Annotated in this window: 20 protein-coding genes; 5 read left to right on the forward strand and 15 right to left on the reverse strand. The window is 33.3% G+C overall.

From position 1 onward, the window contains the following. The first annotated feature begins 529 nt into the window (after nucleotides 1-529). The 4 genes from ASU00_RS16025 (at nucleotide 530) to ASU00_RS16040 (ending at nucleotide 3744) form a co-directional block, all read left to right on the forward strand. Nucleotides 530-709: a hypothetical protein gene (locus ASU00_RS16025; protein WP_057914479.1), complete on the forward strand. Its 180-nt coding sequence runs from the start codon at nucleotides 530-532 to the stop codon at nucleotides 707-709. Between the two features lie 22 nt (nucleotides 710-731). After that, a complete protein-coding gene (locus tag ASU00_RS16030) occupies nucleotides 732-1154 on the forward strand; it encodes a hypothetical protein (RefSeq protein ID WP_057914480.1) in 423 nt (140 codons plus the stop codon). Nucleotides 1155-1222: 68 nt separating this feature from the next. Beyond that, nucleotides 1223-3106, forward strand: a complete 1884-nt coding sequence (locus ASU00_RS16035) for a pLS20_p028 family conjugation system transmembrane protein (protein WP_057914481.1) — start codon at nucleotides 1223-1225, stop codon at nucleotides 3104-3106. Nucleotides 3107-3495: 389 nt separating this feature from the next. Continuing rightward, complete coding sequence (locus tag ASU00_RS16040; RefSeq protein WP_057914482.1) at nucleotides 3496-3744, forward strand: hypothetical protein; 249 nt, start codon at nucleotides 3496-3498, stop codon at nucleotides 3742-3744. A gap of 1148 nt (nucleotides 3745-4892) precedes the next feature. Here ASU00_RS16040 and ASU00_RS16045 read toward each other — a convergent pair. The 14 genes from ASU00_RS16045 to ASU00_RS16105 form a co-directional block, all read right to left on the reverse strand. After that, nucleotides 4893-5738 (reverse strand): hypothetical protein, encoded by an 846-nt coding sequence (locus ASU00_RS16045; protein ID WP_057914483.1) that lies wholly within the window; start codon nucleotides 5736-5738, stop codon nucleotides 4893-4895. Between the two features lie 932 nt (nucleotides 5739-6670). Then, nucleotides 6671-8125: a zinc-ribbon domain-containing protein gene (locus tag ASU00_RS16050; protein ID WP_057914484.1), complete on the reverse strand. Its 1455-nt coding sequence runs from the start codon at nucleotides 8123-8125 to the stop codon at nucleotides 6671-6673. A gap of 344 nt (nucleotides 8126-8469) precedes the next feature. Next, nucleotides 8470-10452: a 7-cyano-7-deazaguanine synthase gene (locus ASU00_RS25505; RefSeq protein WP_161809747.1), complete on the reverse strand. Its 1983-nt coding sequence runs from the start codon at nucleotides 10450-10452 to the stop codon at nucleotides 8470-8472. Further along, nucleotides 10439-10798, reverse strand: coding sequence for a hypothetical protein (locus ASU00_RS16060; RefSeq protein ID WP_057914485.1), 360 nt, complete (start codon nucleotides 10796-10798; stop codon nucleotides 10439-10441). The genes ASU00_RS25505 and ASU00_RS16060 overlap by 14 nt, the downstream gene beginning before the upstream one ends. Nucleotides 10799-10884: 86 nt before the next feature. Then, a complete protein-coding gene (locus tag ASU00_RS16065; protein WP_057914486.1) occupies nucleotides 10885-11340 on the reverse strand; it encodes an NUDIX hydrolase in 456 nt (151 codons plus the stop codon). Between the two features lie 139 nt (nucleotides 11341-11479). Next, nucleotides 11480-11656 carry a hypothetical protein gene (locus tag ASU00_RS25510; RefSeq protein WP_161809748.1) on the reverse strand — a complete coding sequence of 59 codons (177 nt, stop codon included), beginning with the start codon at nucleotides 11654-11656 and terminating at the stop codon, nucleotides 11480-11482. 43 nt (nucleotides 11657-11699) lie between these two features. Further along, nucleotides 11700-11882 (reverse strand): hypothetical protein, encoded by a 183-nt coding sequence (locus tag ASU00_RS25040; protein WP_152983770.1) that lies wholly within the window; start codon nucleotides 11880-11882, stop codon nucleotides 11700-11702. A gap of 348 nt (nucleotides 11883-12230) precedes the next feature. After that, a complete protein-coding gene (locus ASU00_RS16075; RefSeq protein WP_057914488.1) occupies nucleotides 12231-12413 on the reverse strand; it encodes a hypothetical protein in 183 nt (60 codons plus the stop codon). A 14-nt stretch (nucleotides 12414-12427) separates the two neighbouring features. After that, nucleotides 12428-12994 (reverse strand): hypothetical protein, encoded by a 567-nt coding sequence (locus tag ASU00_RS16080; RefSeq protein WP_057914489.1) that lies wholly within the window; start codon nucleotides 12992-12994, stop codon nucleotides 12428-12430. A gap of 443 nt (nucleotides 12995-13437) precedes the next feature. Further along, nucleotides 13438-13704, reverse strand: coding sequence for a hypothetical protein (locus ASU00_RS16085; RefSeq protein WP_057914490.1), 267 nt, complete (start codon nucleotides 13702-13704; stop codon nucleotides 13438-13440). Between the two features lie 42 nt (nucleotides 13705-13746). After that, nucleotides 13747-14505, reverse strand: coding sequence for a glucosamine-6-phosphate deaminase (gene nagB, locus ASU00_RS16090; protein ID WP_057914491.1), 759 nt, complete (start codon nucleotides 14503-14505; stop codon nucleotides 13747-13749). Between the two features lie 599 nt (nucleotides 14506-15104). After that, complete coding sequence (locus tag ASU00_RS16095) at nucleotides 15105-15656, reverse strand: GNAT family N-acetyltransferase (RefSeq protein WP_057914492.1); 552 nt, start codon at nucleotides 15654-15656, stop codon at nucleotides 15105-15107. A gap of 245 nt (nucleotides 15657-15901) precedes the next feature. Further along, entirely contained in the window at nucleotides 15902-16591 is a 690-nt protein-coding gene (locus ASU00_RS16100) for an N-acetylmannosamine-6-phosphate 2-epimerase (RefSeq protein WP_057914493.1), read from the reverse strand. Nucleotides 16592-16617: 26 nt separating this feature from the next. Further along, nucleotides 16618-17493, reverse strand: a complete 876-nt coding sequence (locus ASU00_RS16105; RefSeq protein ID WP_057914494.1) for a MurR/RpiR family transcriptional regulator — start codon at nucleotides 17491-17493, stop codon at nucleotides 16618-16620. 523 nt (nucleotides 17494-18016) lie between these two features. Here ASU00_RS16105 and ASU00_RS16110 point away from each other — a divergent pair. After that, nucleotides 18017-19315 carry an MFS transporter gene (locus ASU00_RS16110; protein WP_057914495.1) on the forward strand — a complete coding sequence of 433 codons (1299 nt, stop codon included), beginning with the start codon at nucleotides 18017-18019 and terminating at the stop codon, nucleotides 19313-19315. A gap of 805 nt (nucleotides 19316-20120) precedes the next feature. On the opposite strand, the gene ASU00_RS16115 is transcribed toward ASU00_RS16110, so the two are convergent. Next, the gene (locus ASU00_RS16115; RefSeq protein WP_057914496.1) at nucleotides 20121-20924 is read right to left on the reverse strand and encodes a MurR/RpiR family transcriptional regulator; all 804 of its coding nucleotides are present in this window, start codon (nucleotides 20922-20924) and stop codon (nucleotides 20121-20123) included. Between the last annotated feature and the right edge of the window lie 5 nt (nucleotides 20925-20929).

Below are 20929 nucleotides of genomic sequence, written 5' to 3' on the forward strand. Positions count from 1 at the left end.
TTTAGTTTAAGACCTTATTTAAATAGGAGGGAAAAAAAGAGGCGAGCAGATTTCCAACGTTTTAAGAACTCAATTTAAATTACACCAAGTTTGTCGGAAAATGAGGTGTAAAGTTTTCCTGAAAAGTTTTTGTCCTCGCTGACAAATAAAAAAGCCTCCCACAGTAAACCGTGGGAGGCCTTCAACGTTAAAGATATTCACATGTTTGGTGAGCTTTCATTTCTGAACCCTCGTTAAATCCTTTATTAGAGGATTTAAGGCGATGATTACATCATGCCGCCCATTCAATTAATAATTTAATAGGAAGTAACAAGGTAATAATATCAACACTTTTAGTCAAAGCCACCTAGAATAACTTCACATAGTGTCATGATATTTCAATCTCAGGTGAGCAAATAGGTGAGCATTTTCGATTATATTCTTATAAATAACTGGTATGAAGAACCTGAAAAAGCTCCTTTATTACAAGAGGAAGCATATTTTTAAATAAACCTAATCCTATACTATACCGGAAGGAGAAAAAATCATCATGAAAATGAAAAAATCCTTAAATCGAATTCAAGCTGCAATATTAAAGGAACACATAAATGAGTGTGAAGAAAAAGGTGGCATTTTAACTGAAGCTTTCGTTTTAGAAGGAACAGAAGATATGATTTTCTATGTTTATAAATCTCCATGCAAAACTGTGAAAGGTGCAATATTATTATAAAAATTGAGAGGAGATTTTATAAATGAACTTTCAAAAGATTCTTAATGGGTGTCTTGTTTTCTTCCTTGTATTGTATGTTTCAGCTTGTGGGAGTGATGATGTAAAAGGAAATGGTAAAACAACTGAATTGAGTCTAGAGGAAGCTGAAAAATTTGAAACAGGCTTTTTATATGTAAGGTCACCATTTGAGAGCAGAAAAGAAGAAGAAGATTTTAATATTAAGGAAATTGAACGTGTGGCTAAAGTAAAAAACGTTGACATAAATATTTATCTTGCTAAAGAAGATACTTCAAAGCTTGGTCTAAAACAGAACTCGTTAACATTTGCTTTTTATCAAGATGGTGAAGTAAAAGAGAAACTAGATTTTATCGATCTCTCAGAAGATGATATTTATTTTAAAGTAGAAACATTTGTTCAAAGTGTGCAGCAAAAACATTCGAAATAGGTTAACTAAAATAAACTAAGTTAACTACTGAAATACGGGGATTTAAAAGTTAACTAGGAGGAGATTGCATGGATGAAGAAGTAGCAAGGATACTTGAAAAATTCTCTGATTTTCTCGAAGTAACGAATCCGATCAGTTATATGCTTCGTTGGATAGGATGGGTCATTATAAAAGGCCTTGCGTGGCTTGTTGATTCCCTATCAAACATAACGGATTCAATCCTGGGATTAAAAATGTTCTACGACAGTGTTGAAATTACAAGTTTTGTTGAATTTCTTATTCCCCTTTCTGTGATATTGATGGGGTTTTCGCTTCTCTACACAGGATATCAGCTCATTTTTCAAAAAAAGTTGGATCGTGAAGCCATTATAGTGAATGTGTTTATGATAATGTTTTTTTTCGCTTTGATACAAGAAGGAATGGAAAAGGCAAATCAATTCACAGATAAAGCAATTGAATCTATTGATGTTGTTGAAGAAGGTTCAATTAGTCAAAAAGTTATTAAAGAAAATATGACTGACCTTGCTCAATTTGACGTAACGGGTTGGACTACAACTGAACTTAAACATCCAAACCGAATTCCAAAAGATCGAATTTTAAAAATTAATATCACACAATCTATTGATAAAGATTTTGAACTTGCAGGGGAAAAAATGACAGATACAGGGCGTGAGGTTTACACTCATCGTTTGGAGTATGACGATCTTGGTAATGCCAAGAAAGTTAAATTAGATAATGGTTTCTTTACTGCTTTTAAAGAAAAATATTACCGTTGGAACTGGAACTTTTGGACAATCGCAATCACTTTAGGCATAACGGCTTTTACAATGCTGACAATCGCTATAAAACTAGCAAAACTATTCTTTGAATTAACATTCAACTATGTATTAGCTATCATTATAGCTCCTGCTGATATTCATTCGGGGCAAAAGACAAAGCAAATCCTTCAAAGTATCCTAAATACTTTTCTAGTGACAATTATGATTTTCCTATCAATGAAAATCTATCTGATTGGTACAGGATTTATTACCGATAAATTGGATGGTGTAGCCTATTTAATTGCATTATTTGCTTTCTCTCTTGCTGTAATTGATGGCCCCAATATCGTTGAACGGTTATTTGGTATTGATGCAGGACTAAAATCTAGCTGGGGAGCCGTAGCTGGTGGATACGCCGTTGCAAAAGGTGTAACCGGTGCAACAAAGGGTGCTGCAAATACTCTGAAAGGATTATCAAGTGAAGGTAAATCGGCCGCATTGAAGGGTGTAAGTGGTATTGCAGGAGTTGCAGGAATGGCACAAGGCCTTAGAGCAAAAGGACAGGATCAATCCAGAGAACAGACTCCGAATGGTTCCGAAAGTAGTGATTCTGTAGATTTAAAAGCACAAGATCAAAGTCAAGAAAAACAAAGTCCAAATGGTTCGAAAGGTTCCTGGGAATTCGAAATTGGAACGCAAGAAGTTTCTTCTTCAATTGAACAAGAAATGGCACAACAACAACAACAAGAAGAAGGGCAAACAGGAAGAGGAAAAGTAATGGGATTACATGATCAAATGGCTCTGAATGGTGTCTCCGGTAATGGAAAACGGAGTGCAGCTGTAAACAGTCCACACTCCATTTCATCTGGATCGCCAAGCCAAATCAACAATGGCGATATACAAAAAAATGAGAAAATGTCAGGTGACTACAACAATCCCAGTCCTTCACCACCTTCCTTTTCACAATCAAATTCCCCTTCGGTTTCATCTGAAATGCAAGGAGAATCTAATATGAAAACACCACTACAAGAAAAAAGAACTGATCGAGAAACTCGTCATGTTGGAAGCATAATTTCTGATAATGTGCGGAGCAGTCAATCAGTAAAAACGGTTAAACACACCTATCAAATTGGTCAAAATACAGGCGAAAGTTTAAGAAACAACATCGCTAAATTCCGTCGAAAAAACCAATAAAAAAGTGAAATGAAAGAGAAGGTTTCCTTCTCTTTTTTTAAATAACATTCAATTAAATAGGGGGACGCGAAGGGGACATTGGTCGAAAATAGTGGGACATAAAGGGGACATTGATTAACATTTAGTGATATCACTAAATAGCTGCTTTTAATTATTATTTAAGACCCACATCAGTCCATCTGAGAAAGTTCAGGTATCCCACGCCAGCCCACCTATATCAATCAGGAGTCCCATGTCAGCCCAGCTGAAGGAATTTAACGATATCATATAAAACACTAGGCTTTGCCTAGGATATCACCCTTGGTGATATCAGTTTTTCCTTATGCTCTTTCTAGCTCTATAGCCTTTAAATCTAAATTTTGTTTTCTACCCAAAAGGAGAGTTGAAAAATGGATATTTTTTTAAGAAACATAGACCCAATCGCGGTAAAAAAATTTGATGAAATGGCAAAGAAAAAATCAATTTCGAGACAAGAACTTTTAAAAGCAGTCATTGAAAAGGTAGCATATGAAAAGGAACAAAATGAAAAAGACATGAGAAATGAAATGATTATTTCAAAAAACATTTTAGTCATGGGAAAAATGACAGAAGCTGTTGAAAGGCTTGAGAATTTAATGTACGAACTCATGGAGGAATAAACAGATTGAACAAAAGAGTAATTGTATTGTTAGGTGGAATAATTTCATGTTCATAACCATTTTTATTCGTGCTTATAACTGAAATATTTTGTGTATGATATAGTGAAATGTGGCAAGGTATTTTTCTAATAAAATAACTCCTTGAGAATAATCAAGGAGTTATTAACGTAAACCCATTCTTCTTAATTTAGTATCACTTTTTGCCAGCGCTCTTAAAGCCTGCTGCTTTTTTTCTTGGTCTAGTGGTGTCTTATGCAAAATTCGATAACGTTAAGTTGTCTTTGCTTTGATTTCCGTGCAGCTTATTAATATCATTTAAAGTGAAGTTTTTTCTTTATTTTCCACCATATATCTTCCATTAAACTTTTTAAACACTTCTCATGTTAGTACCGAATAATTCCGGAACTAAAAAAAGTTGAAAAGCCTTACATCTCTGCATTTTGGTAAAATAACGGTAAACTTTTGGTCAACTCGCTATTTGGGGTGCTACTCACGGTCTTCCCTATCCATGCGAGTTGCTCCCTGTGAATCCACTCTTAAAACACTAGATTTTGATAACCAGCGTATAATTCCTGTTTAGGCCCGCCTTCCACCAAGATTTCATTAAAGGCATCCAATTAAGGACCCCATCTCTTTTTTCTTTTAAGCTAATTGGCTTCCTGTTTTAAACTTGCCATTGCTTTCATCGTCAAATCAAATAATCTATTTTGGATTCCGATAAATCACGTTCCTTCCTTCGATAGAGTGCCCTGTAGGTCGGAGAAATCAACAAACAACACCATTACGTACAAGTTTCCAGTTAGAGGCGTACCTAGAATATAAATCAAGCCGCCTCTCCGTTATAAGCAACTCCTAGGAGTATTTTGTTTCGGTAATTTTATCACCAAACAGCAAATAATCTATAATTCTTTCTTAAAACAAGATATTAAAAATTGAAACCTTATTCTACTAAGAGTTCACAATAATCCCAATATAGACAGAAACTAGCCACCAGCACATTATCCCCTGTAAAAGATTGAAAAAAATCCAAACAATAAATATATTAAGAAAAATGGAATCCATTACTGCGTGTCATTTCAAAATTATAATAATTATACGGTTTTTAAAATTTAAGGATCTTTTCCATAATTAAGTCAAAAGCTTTGCTTTCACTTAACATTTAATCCCCCTTTTATTCTAATTCTTTCGAATTTGAGTGGATTTTTCATATTCGATTCTCCTTCTATGATTAAATAGTTTGGTACAATATATCTCTTTTCCAATTGCACAGGTGCAATAATAAAAGTGTCTTTCTTTTTTTCGATAAGGACATAAACTGAATTGTTTTGTTTAATAATTAAATAGTTTTCCTTATCTTCTGCATCTCTGCTTCCAAGATTATAAAACGCTTCAAAAAATAAGGTTAATATTAAGCCAATAGTTATCCATTTAAAAAAACCTGCTTCCTTCCATTTAGAAAATAATGTTATCTTTATAGTGTAGAAGTTCCGATGAATTTTTGGGATTAGTGGTACATTTTTAAAATCTTTGGATTTTGTAAAATTTTTAACCACTATAAATACAGATAATCCAATGATAATCGTAAGTAATCTATATATATTTAATTCTCCTGTATAAAGTATACTAATAATTGTAAATAGTGAAAATGTAATTGCGATTGGATTTATTAGGTAATTATTATTAAATAAATTGAATATTACAAATATACATGTTAGCGCAAAATATAAAAATCCTGCACCTGTAATATAATTATTTAATGTTGAAATAATTAATGATAAATCCGAAGGTCCTATTTCTATTGAAGCGATGTCTTCTATTTGATAATAATTCGAATATCCAATTTTATAAGCAGTAGTGATAAAATAAGACAGGCCAGTAAAAAGTGCAACGATTAAAGCAGCATCTTTTAAGGCTCCAATTCTATTTTTTAATACATTTTGATTTTTAATCTTAACCTCATCTTTTTTTTCAAAACCTTCAGATGGAATGTTCATCACTATTCATCCTCTCATATCTAAGCATCATTATGAAAATGGATATAGTATTTATTCTGAATATTACCAAAAATAAATATGAACTCCAAAAACATCTATATTTTCGGGTTTTTCCCTGTTTTAGTTTTGTGTAAACATATTTTATCCCCCGACCATAATCCCGTATGTGCCCAATACCTCTTTTATCTATAAATACTTCCTAATCTTCGCTCCGGTTAATGCTTGCTTATCTATAGCATTTACAAAAATTTATCTTAACGCAAAAAAAACGATCTAATGTTCGAGGACCTGTTCAATATTCAAATCAAACTCCCTAATTTTCTAATTCATCTCCCTACTCCTTTTACTATATAATTAGCCAAATTAATATGTACTAATAGCTAGTTGGAATAAAAATGTTTACTTTATAAGCAGGTGTAGCAGCCGGACTCCAGGCGGAACCAATCGCCCTCTACGATTTTGCCAGAGGTATCGTAGCTTCTTCTTATTTAACAGACCAACAGTGATGATAATGATTGATTTAGCAGCTGAGCCGCTTCTTTTTCTACAATGGTTGTGGCCTGAGGCAGAAGACTTATTTCAAAGTTATATGGATTTTTAGAGAGGTATTCAATGGGGCTTTTACAAATGAAAACCCTTCCTCGTTAATCCTAGAAAGGGCTTGAGAACTTATAAATTAACATTTTGAGAACTAAGGTGCACGACGTGCGCCGTTAAGACCGTATTTTTTACTCCATTTTTCGATACACTTTAGAGGGAGTTCATCGGATGTAAAAACCATTTAGCTTACATTTGATTTCACTGATCGCACCAATGTATTCAATAGGTATTCAAATTGTTATTCTGGCGTGCAATATAAGTAAAAACATTCAGTGGACTATGCCTTAGGGGAGGGAAGAAATTTTAACATTGCTTGTTTTAAAGATTGTTCTCTAACAATTCGGACATCCACTACGATTACTATTTCTATTGTAGATTCGTGCATCCCATTCGTGACTGCACTTTTTACATAACCACCAAACTTTAAAATGAGAGTTTGCAAAGTAAGCTTGCGGTCCTTTTTCATTTTTAGTTGGGTGCCACTCCTTAACTAGTTCTGGATTTACAGCAGCTAAATTATTATCCGTATGCAACCTTCTATTCCCACAATCTGGACAGTTGTTGCCTCCTTGTGTTCTACTTGCAATTGTAGCAGGCCATTGATGCCCATGAATACAGACCCAATTTACTTTTTCATGACTTGCAACTTTAAAATTTTCCGGTTTTAAATCCCCATTCTTATGGTAATCCCATTCTTTTAATAGTACGGGTCTAACATTGGCTAAGGAATTTTCATATTCCCAACGATCCATTAAATCTAAAATTGACACATTATCTCTTTCAATATTTATATCAGGACTTTGTTGAATATGATCAATAAATATCTTTTCAAGACACGTTTGAAATGCTTTCATTGAATGATTTTTAATATCATAAAAAAATGTATTTGGATTTGGTGATTTATATGTAGGACATTCCGGTTCTCGAATTCTAATGAGCTTTGTATATGGCATTCTTTCTAGTAACGCAATGTCTTTTTTTATATCACGCTTATAATCCTTATGATATAGACCTCCGTCATACTCAATTATTAACTTAATCGAAGAAATGTAAATATCCAAAACCATACGTGTGCCTAAAAGTGGTGTTTCCATCTCAACATCATCAAAATGTTTTTTTAAATAATAAAAAAGTGCATATGATTGTTTTGACACTTTCTTCGTTGTATTACACCTTCGACACCCTGTTCCACCACTTGTCCGATGTTTTGGAGTGGTTTTCCACTCATGTCCCTTCTTACATCTCCATAAAACCTTGTAAGATGAACCAGGTGTGACATCTTTTGCAGTCTTACTTTTATAATCAATACATTCAACCCATTCATTTGCAATATGAGGATAGAGGGTAGCTAGACTGTTTGTTTCATTCACCCTTAAACCTCGACAGTATGGGCACCCACTACTCCTTCTTTTTCTAGTCATTTGTTTAATTGACATATCAAATGAATGACCTTTTTTACAAATCCAATAAATCACAATATTGGATCCAGCAAGTACCTTATCTGGAGTTAATGAACTATTTCTCTCTTTGTCCCACATGGCTACTAGATCTGGTCTTCTTCCTAATAATGAACGTTCAAAACACACTTTTGAACCTTTGCAATATGGGCATCCTGTTCCATTAGATCTAGATGCTAATTTAGCCTCATAACGATGTCCCTCTTTGCATTTCCACCATACATGCTGTCTTCCTTTTGGAGGAACATCACTAGGCTTTATATCTCCGTTTAATTCATAATCCCATTCATTGGCCAATTCTGGATATTCACTTGCTAGACTTTTCTTCATTTATACCACTCCAAAAAACTTAGCTTCTTAGGTCATGCATATCCCAAATTTACAATATTTATACAATGGAAGAATGTTCTTTCTTTTAAATGCACCTACTGTAGCTTAGAAAGGAAGCTAATCCATATAATACTAATTAACCTTAAATGAATAAAGAAGGAGCCTGTTTTGAAATCGATTAACAAAACAGGCTCTCTTAATATATCCAATTAATCATTCTTTTAAATAAAAAGCTTAATCAAATGGTGTTCCTTCTCAACTAATACACCCAGTTTGTTTAAGAAGAAAAAGATTGATCATTTACCATAATTTTAATAGATCTCCCTCGTTTTATAAAACCAGTTTTACCGACCAGGGTTAATATTAGTTTCTTGAAAGGATTCAAAGCCAGCAAGCCTGTCAACACAATTTGGACAAACACCACATGGGGTTGTACTATTTGCTTGGCAAGAGTACGTTTTTGCTACTGGAACATTTAAATCAATCCCCCGCTTAATGACATCTGCTTTGGAAAAGTCTCTAAAAGGCATTTCTATTTGTACAGTACCATATTCAGATAGCATTCCAGATAATTTATCAAAGAACTCTTTTGAACAATCTATTTCTTTAGCATGGTTAGAATTAATAAACGCAGAATAAACTTCCCCTATTCCCATTGTCTGTGCAACAGATGATGCAATGGATAAGAATAATAGATTCCTATAAGGTAAATATAAGTCGTCAGCACTAACCTCATCTAACCATAAATTTGGCTCTTTTATCATTCTTGATTCAGAATTTTTAAAGATGTCCTCTATGTTAATTACTTTTACATGAGAAAGCAATTTTGGCGGCAAAACATCTAATAATGTAGTAAATTCGGTATCCGCAAAATGCTGGCCGTATCTGAGGAAGACAGGCATTACTTTCTTGCCTTCTGCTAGTAATTTATATGCTAAGACAGTTGAATCTAATCCCCCGGAAGCAAGTAGCAGTGCGTCATACTCTTCAATGGCTTCAAAGTCTTTTCTTCCCAATACATCGTACACTGTGTCAATTACCTCATTCATGGAGTGCACAATGTAATCTGCAGATTTCTTGAGGAACAGGTTCCTAACTTGTTTATAGGGATCAAAAACAATTACAGGTTTACCACTTTTAGCCATGTAGCCTATCTCTACATACGTTCCAGGGTCATCGTTTAGTATTACCGCGATTAAAACAGAGGACTTTTCAAGCAACGCTATATCTTTTTGATATGCATCCTGTTGTTGTTCCTCCGTTTCACTGCCGGTAATTATGCCATTTTCAATCACTGGCCTGTGTGGAATAAAGTTGTGATATTTTAAGTTATCATGCACTTCTTTAATTAACCTTGTATCAACATCCGGAAAATCAGGACCTGCTATATAGATATGGTGTTTTCCTCTTTCTCCCCACGATAATCTTTTCGCAGGAAGATTATCAATATCATTAAAATCCAAATTTGATATTAGATCTTTAAATTCCTCAAAAACAAAAGTACTGGCATAAATCATTGCAATATAGGAAGCAATCTTTAAGGCTGATCCATTTGTTCTTTGACTTTGTAGAGATAAAAAAACGGCATTAAAACAATCTCCAACCCCAACTGAGTGCACTGTCTCTGTTTTAAACGCTGGTGCCTCATTCCATGTTTGGTTTGTTGTATCGTAATAAGTAGAACCACCTCTATTTTCTTTTAGTAAAAATGAATTTGCGTTAGCCACTAGCGAAGAGCTGACTAAATTTGTCACTGAGAAGTAGTTTTGTTCAAACAGTGTTGATGAAGTTGAAAGAATGATTGTACTAAACTTCAAATTATGTGAAATCATCCTTTCAAGGGAATCAATCCCGTATTGAACATCAATGTGTAGGTTCCCATTAAAATTTCTGAGCTCGGGAAACATATCTTCAATACTGTACTTTCCTGGATAAATTAATATGTCTGTTGGATTGTACTCTTCAATAATTTGGTTTAGTTGCTGGTGGTTGACCGTAACTTCGGCCTCCCCCCTTAATATATCATTATATCCTTGATCTCCATTTTCAGCAGATTCCTGGATGTTCATCACGTTTGGGGCACCGTTTATTTCGCCAACAATAAAAGTTTGTTGCGCATTCAATTCATTTCCGAATTTTCCAATAACTTTAAATAAGTATTTAGGTGCTATAGCAGCTAAAGCATAATCACAATTAATGGCACTAAAAGCCCTTGCACTATGGAAAATACCACCAAGTCTTAAAGGTGATTCCGAAATGTCTAAATGAACATCAGTAAATACTTCACCTATAATCAAAAAACGTTTTTGTGGTTCATTCGTGTGCATTTAAATCCACATCCACTTTTGGAATAGGTCTTAAAACGCTATAAACTATATCCCCTCTGTAACTAAATCCTTTTCTCATACAAGCTAGTAAGCTGCTATACGTACTAGGTAAAAAACCGATTTCTTCACCGGTTGTTTCAGACAATACAACCAAGCGCCCATTTTTTAATTGATCGCTCAATACGATCGGTTCTATTATCGCTGGAACATCTCCATGTACATTAAAATATTCAGACCTTCCAACTTCCTCAAGACCTACGTTTTTTCTTTCCATACGACACATGTCTTTGGTTAGATTAGTATTACCTGGATAATCTCCAAATTTATCTACCCCAGAACTCCCCATAATGAATAAGCCTCCTACAATGTTTTAATGACAGTATTCGGCAAATTTCAAGTGAAATCCTCCTAGGTTTAGATAAACTTTTCATATCATATACTAATATCAAATATTTCCAATTTTTTCTTACCGTAAATCATTTTTCCTGTTAGTGTACTATCTGTTTCAAGAATATAAGGTAAAAGGTATGTAAAACTTTCAGGAGTATTGTCATACGAATATATTTTATCTGTTTCTACCCAAGCTATCTCGCCTTCATCAGTGGCACATAAGCTTCCTGAAAATTCTTTAGCGTGAAATAACATTAGCACATCGCTTCTTTTTTGATTTTCATTCGTAACTGTTATAATCCCTCTAAAACTCACATTATTTATGTCTAGACCTGTTTCCCCTTGGATTTCTCTTTTACATGCTTCAATAGGAGATTCATACGCCTCTACTTTCCCTCCGGGTGCGTTCCATAATCCTTTAAACGGTTTCTTTACTCGCTTTTGTAGAAGCAATTGATTATTGTTTTCAACAAAGCACATGGTAAATATGTTGCTCATATTATTCACCTCGAAATATTTTTATATATTTTTAAGGTATCATGCAACGTAGTCATGTCAATCTAAATTTGTTTCTCAGACTAAAAATGTATTTTAATACTAAATAATTCTACATAAAAAAACCAGCCACATCTCGTTTTCACTCTGTAGCGTAACTGGCTTGCGCCTCCCCATTCTTCTTATGACCGATCTCTTCTATTAATCTCTCCAAACTATTGCCATAATGCATGTCTACTTCATCCGCATAAGACTGCAAGTTGGCATGGAAAATGGAGTTGTTTCCTTTGGTACAAAAATCCTTTTTGTTCAAAGACACAAAATATATCTTCTTTAAATCATTTTCTTGTTTTTTTATAAACTCATAGGCTGTTAAAAAAGATAACCGCATCTGCCATTTTGTTTTTAATGCCCATTCCGTTGATTTCATTAGGTCCAAAAAATGGAGCCCTTTTTTGAATCGACATTTCGACTACTTGTCGTTCTATATCATTATCTTTATCAGGCATAATTGTTTTATGGCTATCGTTGATGATTTTATCCAAGTGACTGGCCCTTACTCCATACGTGTATCTATATTCCCGTTCGGCCATCTTCTTCAAAGTATTGATTTGCTCGATGTATTTCGTTCTCTTTCTCCGTTGCCTGGCTTATGATCAGTTAACTTTTTATGCTTTTCTATGGCTCGTATAGCTGCCTCCAAATACTCTTCATTCCTTTCAACTTTATACTTATCCCATTCTCTTTTATCACCCTTCCAAGTATGACACAGTCCATAAAGTTATTGAACGTTTCTCTAGATACCTTTTCAGCTGGAATAAATCAATTAACACATTCGTATCCAATATAATCCACATCCTAAAAAATAAAAAAAGAACCTCTAAAGAGATTCATTAAGGAAAAAAATCTGCCAAATTAATTGGAGGATGTTTAGGTGTATCTTCTAATTTATCCACTAATTTTCCATTTTCATCAAAAATGTAAACGGATGGTTTCCAAGTCATCCAATCTTCGGATGCAGGCATCAAAAAATATGCACAGATAAGGATTAAAGATAACTTTGATAAAATTTTCATTTACATCCCCCTATTTAATAAAAATCCCTTATTTTATATTTCTTTTCTACATTTTTTAAGTATTTAGCAGTATTCTTGTTAAATGCTTTTAACAATTTGTCACACTCATTCAAGTTGCCAATAAGAGGTTCAAATTTATTAGGATTCCAGGGTTCCTTCATAAGCTCATCATATCTAAAAATGACATTGTTGATGGAACTTGTGATAGTGAAGTACCTGCTTGTAAAGTCATAAGGAATATTTGCTCTCTCTTTTTCTAAAAATGTATGACTCTTTACGAAAAAATCTCTGCTTTGTGTAAGAAGGTCTAAAAGTTTTTTGGTCTTATCTTCTGTATCGCTATCGATCATTTCTTTTAAGGTTTTCAATGTTATATTTTCCACAGTAAGTAGTGAAGCCAAATGAATATTAATAACTTTCATTGTGCCGTAGCAACGATAATTAAATTCCTTGTTCTTTTGCCAGTTGTTGTAAACCAATATTCCTACTGCTACCGAACCTAAAAAAAATGAACCGATTAATGAACCATAAAAACTGGGTGGTAACCCTGTACTTTGAACTGCTGCTCCGATTAAGAACATATCTCCCCCCCGAAATTAGCTTTTTTCTTTATTATCTCATGTAAAGAAAATAATGGAAGTTATACAAATAAAAAAATCCCCCCCAGGGAGCTTTCTAATACCAAAACAAAAGCCAATCTTTCCTAATCCACGTTTTCCTTCCATCTTTAAACCTTACTATGTAATATTGATCATTTCCGATACCAACGATTATTCCTACTGTGAAACTGTTCCACCTGTTCTTATCCTTGCCAAATTAAATTTTCATATTTAACATTTAAATTCCCCCTCTTACTTAATGAAGTGGAGTATATTCTATTAAATTAAACTCCCCTTACTTATTCAGGTGGAATTTCTTCTATTAAACTAAAACGTTTCTAGGGTCTAGCCTATAAAATTTTTAATTATGAACAAAAAAAGAACCTCTAAAGAGATCCTTAAATTATATTTTTAGTTGATTAATTTTAAAAAGGTAAATCATCTTTTATTATAGGGCGTACCTTTCTTACTAAATCTGTAATGTCATTATCTCTGTTGCAAACAACACTAACAATTTGAAAGTCGCCTGGATAGTGGACAGAGTTTTTTATTTTTTGTATCCACTTATAAGCTGATACAGCAGCAGTCCATTCAGGTTCTTTTCTGAAGTCAGTTGTTATCACTGTACAACTACCGGCCTGTAAGAACTTAGCACCGTTCGCAAACAATTGAACCTCAATCTGAATTTCCATTTTGTATACCCCTTAATCTCTGATCAACAGTATTTACATCAATTACCTTGGAGTTTTTGCAGCAGAACCGTTATGTCTTATTACTGCCAATGCTTCATTATCAGCAATAATAATCACATTGTCATGTTGTTTTAAAATAGAAGCTGGTATTTGCTCATTTATAGGTTCAGATAGTAGCTTATATAAAATATGTGCCTTTTGCATTCCGGAAACAAGCAGAACAATTTGTTTACTTTTCATAATAGTTGAAATCCCCATCGTTACCGCATCACTAGGTACTTCGGAGAGATTGTTAAAATAACAGGCATTTTTTCCTCGTGTAGAGGGTGTTAGTTCTACTACATTCGTGGTAGAAGAAAAAGAAGTCCCTGGCTCATTAAAACCAATATGCCCATTTACTCCAATTCCTAATATTTGCAGATCTATCCCACCCAGGTTTTCAATGAGCTCATCATAGATTTGGCATTCTCCTTGTAAGTCTGTTGCCATACCATTTGGCAAATGAGTTTGATGGTTAGGTATATCAATATGGTTAAAGAGATGTTCTTTCATATATGTATGATAACTAGTTGGATTCTCTTTCCCTAATCCTACATATTCATCTAGATTCACTGTATGAACATGGCGATAGGAGGTTTGATGTTCTTGATAATCTTTCACTAAGTGTAGGTAGGTCCCTACGGGTGTTCTTCCAGTAGCGAGACCTAAAACAAGAGAAGGTGTCTGTTTTACTTTGGTAAGAATGAGTTGTGCTGCTTTCTGGCTCATTTCATCGTAGTTTTTTGCTTCAATAATTTCCATATTCAACCTCCAATTTGCCTAAATGTAATATCTCTTCTACAAATTTTCATAAGCACTTCACTTTTTCGTTTAAAATGATTAAATCAGCATCTTTCCCTTTTTTAATACTTCCTTTTTATCATTAAGATTAAGCTTTTTGTCTGGATTCAAGGAAGCCATTTCGACGGCATTTTTTACTCTATGATTATAAAACATTGATAATTCCTGGTATAATTCTATAATCTTGAAGGAAATTAAAATCAATTACCTTCCCCAATCTCTATTTATCTTCACCAATTAGGTTAAAAAGCTATTGTGTTTTTTGTTTGTATTTTTATTTTCAATTGTAAAACAGGCAAAAATACAATAGAATTCAGGACTTATAAGTTTTTTATTTACGAAATAACGGATTCGAAAGTACTGGAGGGATGAAAATGAAGAGATTTATTGACATAGCTATGTTTAAAATCATAGCTATGTCAATGCTCATTTAAGTAAATCTGTTAAGTGTCGGTTTTTTAAAAAAGTTATCTATAAGTATATTTAAAACTTCTAATAATAAAGGGTGATATAAAATTTTTGAAAAGGGAAGAACTTTTTCATTTCTTTTAGAGTTTAATTTACATTAATATTTTTCTATTTAACGTATTTTCTAATAAAGTCCAAGCTTCATAACAGGTTTGATTTTCAATTAAAGGTTCAAACCCATAGTTTAAATACATATTAATAGCTTGATAGCTTGTAGTTTGAGATGTAAGGTAGGCTTTAGAATGGTGATTAGCCAAAATATTCATAGCTGCACTAAGTAATGGTTTTGAGAGTTTCGCCCCTTGATATTCAGGTGAAATAGCTACCCAATGTATTCTACCTGATACCTCTCCATCTCCATTTAAGTCGCCATACCACGCTGTTGTTGTTCCAATTACTTCTCCATTTTTATTCTCAATGAATACACAACGCATGGACATATCATCAATATATGGTCCAAATTCTTTATTAAAGTGTTCTAGTGCTTCTTTCTCGTTTTTGAATTCATCTACACTGGTTTCAACCCTAGCCCAATTATCTTCGTCACCTTTTTCAAATAACCTAATTCGATATTCGTTTGGAAGCGAATATTCAGGAATATCCAACAAATCTTTCCTCACCATGCTAACTGGAATCCTTTTCATTTAAATCATCTCCTCATAGTGATTAATTGTCTGTAATTTAAACAGTTAGAATTATTAGTTCAACTTATCAAGTTTTGCATATAGCTCTACATAGTTTTCCGGCCATAACCACCTCGTCTCATTGTACCGAATTGCACTTGAATCCACTGGAACTTAGCAAGGGCAGCAGCTTCTATTTAGTAGCAATATTAGCCTAATGTGCACCCTCTTTTACTAACCCAATCTCTATTTTTGTTACTCCAAGATCAATTACGATGGCTTGTTTCATATTTGTTCAAGCCCTTTACAAATCTTCTTGTTATTTCTTGAGGACGGGAAATAGCTCCACCTACTACTACAAAAGAAGCACCAATCTCCAACGCCTTTCTCGCATCCTCTGGAGTTTCAATCTTACCTTCTGCTATTACCGGAACTGTTAATGTTTTAACCAGACTATTTAATAGTCGAAAAGCTGGCCCATCTTCCGTATTCTGTGTTTCTTTTGTATAACCAGCTAAAGTAGTGCTAATTAAATCACAGCCCATAGATTCTGCTTTAATACCTTCCTCTAATGTAGAGATATCTGCCATAAGTATTTTATTAAGATTATTCTTTATAAAATGAATTAAATCCTGTAGATCTTCAGGTCTTGATTGGCTGGTTGCATCTATTGCAATAATGTCTGCACCTGCTTCAGCCACTAGCTGAGCATCTGCCTTTGTTGGTGTAATAAATGCATCAAAACCTTGATAATGTTTTTTATGTATACCTATAATAGGTAAATCTACTCGCTCTTTAATTCTTTTGATATCTGAGTACCCGTTTGCTCTTATTCCTACGGCTCCTCCAACCTGAGCAGCAACCGCCATTGTAGCCATATATTCTGAACCATGTAATGGTTCAGAATCCAGGGCCTGGCACGAAACAATTAATCCTCCATTTAGTACCTCAATCATAAAATAACTCCTCTCAGTAAATGTTACTAATAAGCTTTGTCAGCGACTGCTTTTGCAGTAGCCTCTTTATATTTCAATGCTTTATCTTTTAATCGAATAGCAACACCAGTGCACAACATATCAATCACCAATAATTGGGCCATCTTTGCTGACATTGACCCTCCTTGCAGGGCAGTTTCTCTTCCTCCAGTTAGTAAGACGATATCAGATATCTTAGTAATTGGAGAACGAGTAAAATGAGTAATAGATATAATTTTCGCACCATTTTCTCTGGCAATATTTAAAGCATCAATAGTATCCTTAGTACTTCCACTTACTGATATACCTATAGCCATATCCTGATCCGTTAGTGTTGCTGCTGACATTGTTTGCATATGAGAATCAGTAAACATTTCAGCAACAATACCTATTCTCATTAATTTATTTCGAGCGTCTGCTGCCGTGTTTCCTGATACGCCTACTCCATAAAATAGAATTCTTTTACTATAAATGATTTGATGAATGGCTTTTTCTAACTCCTGAGTGTCAATTAAGCTAGCAGTTTCTTTTAACACTTGAATATTATTAGACATGGTTTTTTGGACAATATTTTGCATTTCAGCCAATTCTCCCATGTTTGTTTCATCAAATACCTCATATGACAACTTAGCGACTTCTTTAGTTACACCCATTTTAAAAGATTGATATCCTTTAAACCCCATTTTTCTACAAAACCGTAAAACAGTGGTTTCACCTACTCCAATACTCTCAGCCAATTCAGTTACAGTCATGTAAATAGTCAAGTCCATATTTGCTAAGACATAATCTGCAACTTTTTTTTCTGCTTTGGTAAAGGCATTTAAATAGCTCGATATTTTAGCAACAAGGTGAACTTTATCATTAAATTCATTAGGTTTATTCATGACATCTCTTTCCTTTACTTAGATATTTAATGATACTACGTTATTTTTGTCGAAATAATCAGTTATTTAATTTGATTATAACATAATAAAGAATATATTCACCAATGTTATCCATAAAATTAGTTTTTTTCTCCTTTTTAAGTTGAAAATGGAAAAATTCATGCTATACTTTGTTGAAGAAAGCGCTGTCAGAATATTTAAACTATTAATTTAATCGAGTCTCTTCGTAAAAAAAGAATAAATCCAATTTAATTTATTTATTGGTGATTTTATTCTTTTTTTCTTAAGAAGTATATATAAGAACTCCCTTTTCTACCAATAAGTTAAAACAAAGTATTAAGTCTTAGGGGTGATAAAAATATGTCGTAGTAGTTCTTCGGTTATTAAGAAAAATTCAAGCCTCCTTACTAATTATTTTCATTTGTTTAAATTAATTTCCGACTTCAAATTGAAAATGAATTATAACTTATTTCAGTAAACAGTTGTAATGGATGGATAAATTAAAAGGTTGGGTGGAATTAGGATGAAGAAGTCTAGGAAAGAAAATTACTTCGATAGAATTGGTATACCAAGCGTTTTATCTTGGAGTTATTTAGGTGTCATGGTCTTTATGATTGGTAATGGTATTGAAATAGGTTGGCTAAGTCCCTATTTAAAGGATAACGGATTAAGCATACAACAAGTATCTACTTTATTTAGTATATATGGTTTAACCGTGGCGTTATCATCCTGGTTTGCGGGAGTGTTTTTTGAAACATTTGGAGCTAAACGTACAATGCTGCTAGGATCAATTTTTTGTGTGGTTGGTACAGTATGCTTCGTAAGTTTAGGATTAAGTGAAATGTCTTATCCCATATTATTAGTTACACAGGCTATAAAGGGTTTTGGTTATCCTCTTTTTGTATATGCTTTAGCGACATGGATTGCTTATAGAAGCCCAGCAGAAAAACTAAGCACAGCATATGGTTGGTTTTGGTTTGTTTTTTCAGGTGGAATGAGTGTGTTAGCTACTTTTTATTCTAGTTGGGCTATAAATCAACTGGGTCATATTAATACATTATGGACTTCTCTCGTTTTTATCATTTCTGGCACTTTTTTTGCATTAGTGCTCAATCGGGATAATTTCACGCCTCAAAGTAATAATAATGGTAATACTATTGAGAATATTAAAGAAGTTCTAAAAGGATTAACTATTCTAAAAGATCACCCTAAGTTATTTATTGTCTGTATCATTCGAATTATTAATACAATTTCTCAGTTTGCTTTTCCTGTTTACTTACCTATGTATATGATATCTCAAGGTTTTACTACCACCCAATGGTTAAGTATATGGGGTACTGCTTTTACTAGTAATATCCTATTTGTTTTAATTTGGGGGATAGTTGGAGACAAAATTGGATGTAAAAGGACTATAATTTGGTTTGGTGGAGTCTTAACAGGAGTATCATGTCTACTCCTATTTTTCGCTCCACAATTTGTCGGAGCAAATTACCCTGTAGTAATTATATTGGGGATTATTTGGGGAGCAGGTTTGGGCGGATATGTACCTTTAGATGCAATGTCAGCTAATATGGTTGAAAAAGATAAGGGGGCAGTCATGTCAGTATTGAATTTAGGTACAGGCTTATCTGTTCTCATTGGCCCGGCAATAGTCGGTTTATTTATAAATTACATTGGAGCAAGTGGTGTTACTTGGGTAATAGCAATATTGTATTTTGTGGGTGCCTTACTCACAAACTTTCTAGATGAACCAGAAAGAGTTCCTGAAATTATAACTAAATCTGACCTTATTAAAACAGATACCAAAGAAAAAATTTTATAATACCTACTATGCAATAAACCGGGTTAACTCCCGAATTTGAGACTTAATAAATTTTTCCTTTTTGTAGTTTTTCATATAGTTTGGGGTCTAAGTTGTATAGTTAACTAATTAACTTCCTAAAAAAGGTTCTTGTGGAAAAAGAGAAAAATTTCTAACAGGTCATATTTGCACCAGAACCCAGTGGCACAAAACTTGATATCTGAATAATCTATATTGTCTAAATAAACAAAAAAAGAAATTGCGCAAAATAAAACGATAGTTTATAATTAGGAAAATAATTTCATTTATTAATTTAAAAATGAAATTATTTTCACTAAGGGAAGAGTGATCGTTTAGATGTTAGAGAGACTTAAAGGCTATATAGTAGTAAAATGTCAGGCTATAGTAGATGACCACTTTATCAATTAATAGTAATGGGGAGAGTGCATTTGTAGTTCAGCGAGGTGCAGAGAATGGGTTGCGTATATTGAATCTAAATATAAAGACTACCAAAAAAAAAATGAAGAATTAATTTCTTCAGGATTTGATTGTGTTTCGACCATACAAAAATATACAGTAAAATTCTAAAGGTTATTATGTAACATTTTTTACTTTAGCTGAATTTTTTTACGAATGTTAATATCCCTATGATTGCAGAAGGACATATTAGTACTACTGATTGACAAAGAAATCCCTAAAAAATGGTGCTTGTTCCGATTTTGTAGGAGTTTGTGCAATTACTCGTCCTAAATTATTTACCGAAACAAGAAATGGAAGTTTATGTTTGCTGATTATAACGAACGTTTGGCGGGAGCTGTTTAATAATTCACTTTTCTTTCCATACATGTAAAACTTTTTGGTAATTCTCGTTATACCTATTTTTTTTTAATAAATGATAAGTAATTACATCAATAAAGAATAGAAAAGAAAGTTGGTCATTGTGAAATTTATCGTCTTCTAAAAGATCACTATCACTAGTATAAAAAATTTTGTCTGTAGTTTCACTAATAGAAGAGTTAAATTTTTTTGTTAGTCCCACTATTTTTACATTTTTATTTTTAGCTTCTTTACATGCTTTAACTATTTCTGGTGTTTCTCCAGAATTTGAAATAGCAATAATTAAATCATTTGCATTCAATAAAACAGATTGGGCAAACATTGAGTAACTATCTGTAACTGCCATGGAATTTATACCCATTCTATTTAATCTTAAAGAGAATTCTGTGGCAGTTAGACCGGAACTACCTATACCCAAGATTGCTATCTTGTTAGAAGCTTCAATATCATTAACCAAAACTTCAGGTGATATCTTTTGAAAAATACTTTTTGATAGTTTTAACGTTAATTGATAGTATTCAATAACCTTTTCAGCAATTGTATCGTAATTTGGAACTTTTAAAGAATCTGTTTTTAAAAGAGTTTGGAACTCTACATAACTTCTATAATCTAATTTTTTGCAAAATCTGGTTATTGTAGAAGGAGAAGTACCTATTTTAGTAGACAAGTCGCTAATAGATTCAAAAGGAACCGATTCAACATGATTGAGCACATAATCAGCGATTTTCTTTTCACTTGTTGAAAGAGTATATTCAAAAATTTGCAGCCTATTTTTAAAAGTAAAATTATTCATATTTA

The sequence above is a fragment of the Peribacillus muralis genome (assembly GCF_001439925.1).
In the GTDB taxonomy this organism is placed as follows: Bacteria; Bacillota; Bacilli; order Bacillales; family DSM-1321; genus Peribacillus; species Peribacillus muralis.

What these genes read in the sequence shown, in the direction of transcription:
- ASU00_RS16025 (WP_057914479.1), top strand. Translation starts at nt 530, where the DNA reads ATGAAAATGAAAAAATCCTTAAATCGAATTCAAGCTGCAATATTAAAG.
- ASU00_RS16030 (WP_057914480.1), top strand. Translation starts at nt 732, where the DNA reads ATGAACTTTCAAAAGATTCTTAATGGGTGTCTTGTTTTCTTCCTTGTA.
- ASU00_RS16035 (WP_057914481.1), top strand. Translation starts at nt 1,223, where the DNA reads ATGGATGAAGAAGTAGCAAGGATACTTGAAAAATTCTCTGATTTTCTC.
- ASU00_RS16040 (WP_057914482.1), top strand. Translation starts at nt 3,496, where the DNA reads ATGGATATTTTTTTAAGAAACATAGACCCAATCGCGGTAAAAAAATTT.
- ASU00_RS16045 (WP_057914483.1), bottom strand. Translation starts at nt 5,738, where the DNA reads ATGAACATTCCATCTGAAGGTTTTGAAAAAAAAGATGAGGTTAAGATT.
- ASU00_RS16050 (WP_057914484.1), bottom strand. Translation starts at nt 8,125, where the DNA reads ATGAAGAAAAGTCTAGCAAGTGAATATCCAGAATTGGCCAATGAATGG.
- ASU00_RS25505 (WP_161809747.1), bottom strand. Translation starts at nt 10,452, where the DNA reads ATGCACACGAATGAACCACAAAAACGTTTTTTGATTATAGGTGAAGTA.
- ASU00_RS16060 (WP_057914485.1), bottom strand. Translation starts at nt 10,798, where the DNA reads ATGGGGAGTTCTGGGGTAGATAAATTTGGAGATTATCCAGGTAATACT.
- ASU00_RS16065 (WP_057914486.1), bottom strand. Translation starts at nt 11,340, where the DNA reads ATGAGCAACATATTTACCATGTGCTTTGTTGAAAACAATAATCAATTG.
- ASU00_RS16075 (WP_057914488.1), bottom strand. Translation starts at nt 12,413, where the DNA reads ATGAAAATTTTATCAAAGTTATCTTTAATCCTTATCTGTGCATATTTT.
- ASU00_RS16080 (WP_057914489.1), bottom strand. Translation starts at nt 12,994, where the DNA reads ATGTTCTTAATCGGAGCAGCAGTTCAAAGTACAGGGTTACCACCCAGT.
- ASU00_RS16085 (WP_057914490.1), bottom strand. Translation starts at nt 13,704, where the DNA reads ATGGAAATTCAGATTGAGGTTCAATTGTTTGCGAACGGTGCTAAGTTC.
- nagB (WP_057914491.1), bottom strand. Translation starts at nt 14,505, where the DNA reads ATGGAAATTATTGAAGCAAAAAACTACGATGAAATGAGCCAGAAAGCA.
- ASU00_RS16095 (WP_057914492.1), bottom strand. Translation starts at nt 15,656, where the DNA reads ATGAAAAGGATTCCAGTTAGCATGGTGAGGAAAGATTTGTTGGATATT.
- ASU00_RS16100 (WP_057914493.1), bottom strand. Translation starts at nt 16,591, where the DNA reads ATGATTGAGGTACTAAATGGAGGATTAATTGTTTCGTGCCAGGCCCTG.
- ASU00_RS16105 (WP_057914494.1), bottom strand. Translation starts at nt 17,493, where the DNA reads ATGAATAAACCTAATGAATTTAATGATAAAGTTCACCTTGTTGCTAAA.
- ASU00_RS16110 (WP_057914495.1), top strand. Translation starts at nt 18,017, where the DNA reads ATGAAGAAGTCTAGGAAAGAAAATTACTTCGATAGAATTGGTATACCA.
- ASU00_RS16115 (WP_057914496.1), bottom strand. Translation starts at nt 20,924, where the DNA reads ATGAATAATTTTACTTTTAAAAATAGGCTGCAAATTTTTGAATATACT.